Source organism: Sphingobacterium sp. UBA7253 (assembly GCF_002472745.1).
In the GTDB taxonomy this organism is placed as follows: Bacteria; Bacteroidota; Bacteroidia; order Sphingobacteriales; family Sphingobacteriaceae; genus Sphingobacterium; species Sphingobacterium siyangense.
On record NZ_DKSP01000023.1, the window covers coordinates 6413 to 11392 of the forward strand.

Here is a 4980-nt window from a genome sequence, read left to right on the forward strand (position 1 = left end):
GCCGTAGCTTTTACCGAGTCTGCCTAAGCTTGCTATTGTTCCTGTGCTACAGTAATCGGCGCCATGCATCACAACATATCTTGCTTTTGCATTGTCATTTATACCTTCTTCAAGACCATTTAATACCAAGGAGTAGCCGTTCTCGCCGTTGTACGTGTTTTCTGTTGTGAAGAACCCTAAAGAACTTTTAAGTGACTCCTGTTGATTTGAAAAATTGACGGCATAGTTTTCTCCGCTATTTTTTCCATGCGCAACCAGTGTGTTGAAAAGTACTTTTTTGTGCGCAAGGTCGAGTACCACAAGTCTTTTTTCCGTTGATGCCAATGAAAAGTCAATGACGGTCATGATGTCCTTGTTGTGGATCGGAAGTTCTTTTCTGCCTTCCATTGCCTGACGAAACGCTTCGTATTTTAATACTTTGCCTAGATTCATTTCATCATACAACGAGTCAACTTCGGTGCGTTGACGTTCGACATTGATACGATGAGTGCTGGTGGTTTGTTGATCTGTTGTTTTTAATTCTTCTTGCGAGGACAATGCTGTATTGAGTGCCATCAAAAGAAACATAAACGTATTTCCCATTCTTCTCCCTTTTCTGTGTAGATGTTTACAAAATTAATTATTAAAGTTAATACATATTTGATTTACAGAATGTTAAATATTGTTAATCAATAACAACGACCAGTGAAGCGAGGTCTTTTGACCGTTTATAGACAAATTGAGCGTGAGATGACGCATTTCTGACGCACATATGCGACTTGGGTGTTGTGCCTAGGCTCTCACTATATTCGATAATGCTGCCATTGGGATTGTTGACTGGAACTCCATGTATATAGGCCCCGGCGGTAAATCGAGTGGCATAAGGCGCGAATCCGGCGTAAGTTTTGGTGCCGTCTTCATAATAAAACATCTTGGATTTGTGTTCCTGGACAACAAAGAGGCCTGTTGGAGTTTCCTGGGCATGGGGAGGTTTGTGCCGGCCACTCGTCACAGGATTCATGCTTCGGACAAGCCATTCGTTTCCGACTTTTTCCAAGGTGCAGATATTTTGGTTCTTTACATCGACGACATTGATGATCTTGAACTGCACGGTGTCGCTAATAATACGCAGATACCTTTTGGGAACCGTATATTTTCCTTCGAATGAAATACCTTCAATCGGAATTCGAGCTATGCTGTCGGGGCCTTGTATGCGGACGAGCCAGCCGTCCCGACCGTAACGAACAGCTTTGGCGCTGTTAAGATCGTAGAGTGGTGCCGCTTGATAGCGTTCGACGTTGAAACTGTCGGATACGCGTTTATAAGAGTCCCGTTTATAGTCCTGTATTGTTGGGGCTTCGCCTTTTTCATTTTGATAATTCTGTAGAACCCCATACAGCGATGGCGTCTGTTGAAAATTTTCGATAAAGGCCAGGCGTTCTTTGATCTTTTCCCATTGAAAACTGCGTGTAGTGTCTTTGTAAGGATAGCTGTCTTCCAGGGTGTATTTGTTGTAAAGCAGCTCTTTTTTTAAGATAATATCCTCAGCGGTAAGTATTTTTTTCTGCTCAATCTGCTCTTTAGGTGGAGTAGGTTTTTGCTGCTCAGTTTGCTGATTGGTTTTTGCTGTGTTTTTCTTGTCCTGCTGGCATCCCGGCAATAGAAACAATATGCTTAGTATTAAACAGGTTAATCTTCGATTCATATATGGAAGTATAGATTATCGTTTTATACCTTAAACTTAGATAATTAGTTTATTATTTGCAATTTTATTGCAGTTGAAGGAAATAGATTTGCTGTTAAACCTTACTATTCGTTTTGTGAACTGTAACAGATTTTCAATGATAAGGCGTTTATTGCGGTAAAATTTTATTTTAAAGAGCTGTCTTGAATGCGGGCGAGATATTTCTTCGATGATGGATAAAAAGTTAGTTTTGTGATCTGAAATAAATGATATGGACAAAATTGTTATTTGCTCGGCGGTGATGCTTGCTCCGGAAGGGGATTTGCTAATGGTACGTAAAAAAGGGTCTAGCTATTTTCAGCTACCTGGGGGGAAGGTAGGGCCTGAAGAAAGCCGTGAGCAGACCTTAATTCGTGAACTGAAAGAGGAGCTTCGGTATGATGTGAGCAGCATGGAAATAAGCTTTATCGGTAGTCACAGTACACAGGCTGTAAATGAGGTAAATACGGTGGTCGTGGGCTATATCTATTTAATTAAACTGGCAGAGCGTCATGCATTTGAGCCTTATGAAGAACTGGAAGAAGTGCTGTGGATCAGTAGAGCTGATTGGCAAAGTTACCAATGGGCACACCTGGCATCCGAGTTTGTTCTACCAAAATGGCTTTCCGGTGATTTTGATCGTTAAATCGTGTAGGGTAAACAAATTAAACCTTTGTTTGTTAGAGTTTTATATAAACTATAAACAAACAAAGATTATGGAAAATCAGCTTTTAAAAGGGGCGAAGGACTTTTTTGACGAAGAGGCTGTCGCTCAGATAGGGCAAGTTTTAAATCAGGATAAAGAAGGGGTAAAGCAGGGTTTGAATGTAACAATTCCCGCCTTGTTTTTAGGTTTAAGCCAACATTCCGATTCCGGTAGTGGGATTTCGGCGATACTTGAAAGGGCTAAGCAGCACTTTGCGAATTTTGATTTCCGCGAGCTTCTCGGTAGTGTAACCAAAGCAGATGAGCCCGCAGCGGATCCTGCTGTGAAAGGCGAGAATGCTCAGGGTTTATTGGGATCAATATTTGGTGGCGGTCTGGATACTGTTTTGAGTACTGTTGCCGGTTATTTGGGGTATGATGGCAGTTCTATTGGGAAATTAATGAATTTTTCTTTGCCCGCGATATTCTCCAGTCTAACAAATAAGGGCCAAAATTGGGATTTTGATCGTATCGGTCATGTTTTGGAGGAAAATAAAACCGCTTTTGCTGCTGCTGTTCCAGCTGGGTTAGGCTTAGGCGCCTTTGGGAAGCTTTTTGATGGTGCACATTTTTCTGCGCCGGAAGAATCCGCGACTGAACATGCAATTCCTGCTGATGTTACTAAGGAGGTGGATAGTCATAAGTCAATATCCATTAATCCGGCAAATGAACTCGAAGCACATAAAGAGCCCTTGTCATTGCCAAGAGCGGAAGAGTCCAGGGCAGCAATCGCTGGAACCGGTTCTGGAAGCGGTTCCGGTGGCGGTTGGTGGAAGATTTTAATCGCCCTGGTCGTATTGGCTGCGCTTTGGTTTTTATTTGGAAAAGGCTGTAGTGGAAGCAAGCAAGACGGTGCTACCGACACCAGTGTAAACAATACAAAAGTAGAGTCAGATACTATGAAAACGGGTTCCAGTATGGTCGAGCGCGAGCAAACGGAGGTCATCCTACCAAACGGTGTCAAACTTGCTGCTTTTAAAGGCGGGATAGAGGATCACTTGGTCCAATTTTTAAAATCCGATTATAATTCGATGGGTGAAGATTCCCTGAAAAATACCTGGTTTGATTTCGATAACCTGAATTTCAAAACAGGTACAGCCGAGGTACTGCCTGAAAGTCAGGTGCAACTAAGTAATCTTGCAGCGATATTAAAGGCTTTTCCTGCAGCTAATATTAAGATCGGTGGCTATACCGACAAAACGGGCAATGAGGATTTTAATAAAAAGTTATCGCTTGAGCGGGCAACGGTTGTAAAGGATTACCTGAGTAAAGAGCAGCTTTCCAAACAGGTGATAGGTGCAGAGGGGTACGGCTCACAGTTTGCTAAGTATAAGGCCGATGCGCCAGAATCTGATCGTATTATGGATCGGCATGTTTCGATAAGTGTTCGATAATTGCTTTGTGCAGCATAGCTAGACCGCTGTGAAAATAAAAAAGAGCAGATTCCACTGGAACCTGCTCTTTCCTTTTATGTATAATGCATGTTGTTTAGAAACTGTAGACACAGGCCAACAGAAATTGTCCTGCAGATTTGGTTGGGCTTAGATCGTTTTTGATGAATCGTTCGGTATTTCCTTTGTCAATTCTGATTTCGGGAATAAATTTGAATCCATGGTAATTATATTCTGCTGTCAAAGTGGTTGCGAGGATATTGGAACTAGGGATTCCATTTTCTTCCTCTTTATGCGTTTGGAAAAACTCTTCGCGTAATCCTAGGCCAAAATGTTCTGAAAAATGAATTCTTGGGTAAAGTGCTACTCCAGAGTAACCCCCACCATCTCTCTTTTTATAATTTGTAGCATTTAAACCAAGGAAAAATTTGGAGGTGAAATCATAATTAGCAACGAGATCGATCAAGGTTCCAGAACTGTAATTGGTTTTACCGCCAGCAGAGGATCCTGTCAGGAAATTGAGATAAAAGCTGCTTTTATCATTGGGGGTATAGGCTAGTTGGGAGCCGACATGGGAAACTCCGTTCATATCTTGATAGACATTCCAGTCGTTAAATAGTCCGACCATTAAAGCCACTTTATCTGAGAAACTATACGTAGCTTTTAAACCAGCGTCTTGAAATGGGCCGGCGCCGAATAAATAAGAAGTTGAATAATGGAAGTTGTAGGTTGGTGATATTACTTCAAAACCCACAAATGTTCCCATGAATCCTGCAGTAAGATTGAGTTTCTCGGTTAGATCATAGCCTACATATAGATTTTGGATATGAAAACTGTTTTTGTCGTCGCCAGCCTGGCCGTCGCCATTCATAATGGATCGATATTGCCCTCTGGGGCCAAAAGATAATTCTCCGACAAATGATGCCTTTTTAAACTTCTTTTTTACAGCCAAATCCACCATCCCAATAGAGACGGAGTTGTTGTCTTCGGTAAAATAGGTGTTGATGTTAGGTTTGTTTTGAAAATCATATTTCCAATAAGTATCCACTGATCCGGATATTTCTATCCCTTTTTCTTTGGTTTCTTCTTGTGCTGTGGTTATTTTTATTAGAAATACTGATAAAAAGATGGTTGTTAGAAGTTTTTTCATGTTTTTTTTTGGTTTAAGTTTGATTTGTTTGA

The 4980-nt window shown here is 41.3% G+C and carries 5 protein-coding genes; 2 read left to right on the forward strand and 3 right to left on the reverse strand.

All coding sequences use genetic code 11. The features are described 5' to 3' along the window. Nucleotides 1-582: murein L,D-transpeptidase catalytic domain family protein (locus B2X72_RS01455; protein ID WP_286848121.1), on the reverse strand; the 582-nt coding region annotated here is incomplete at its 3' end. Nucleotides 583-664: 82 nt separating this feature from the next. Next, complete coding sequence (locus tag B2X72_RS01460; RefSeq protein ID WP_286848122.1) at nucleotides 665-1684, reverse strand: L,D-transpeptidase; 1020 nt, start codon at nucleotides 1682-1684, stop codon at nucleotides 665-667. A gap of 250 nt (nucleotides 1685-1934) precedes the next feature. Between B2X72_RS01460 and B2X72_RS01465 the strand changes: the two genes are divergently transcribed. Both B2X72_RS01465 and B2X72_RS01470 read left to right on the forward strand, forming a co-directional pair. Then, nucleotides 1935-2348, forward strand: a complete 414-nt coding sequence (locus B2X72_RS01465) for an NUDIX hydrolase (protein ID WP_286848123.1) — start codon at nucleotides 1935-1937, stop codon at nucleotides 2346-2348. A 70-nt stretch (nucleotides 2349-2418) separates the two neighbouring features. After that, nucleotides 2419-3801, forward strand: coding sequence for an OmpA family protein (locus tag B2X72_RS01470; RefSeq protein WP_286848124.1), 1383 nt, complete (start codon nucleotides 2419-2421; stop codon nucleotides 3799-3801). 94 nt (nucleotides 3802-3895) lie between these two features. Here B2X72_RS01470 and B2X72_RS01475 read toward each other — a convergent pair whose 3' ends face one another. After that, on the reverse strand, nucleotides 3896-4948 hold the full coding sequence (locus B2X72_RS01475; protein WP_088161701.1) for an outer membrane beta-barrel protein: 1053 nt from the start codon (nucleotides 4946-4948) through the stop codon (nucleotides 3896-3898). Nucleotides 4949-4980 lie beyond the last annotated feature (32 nt).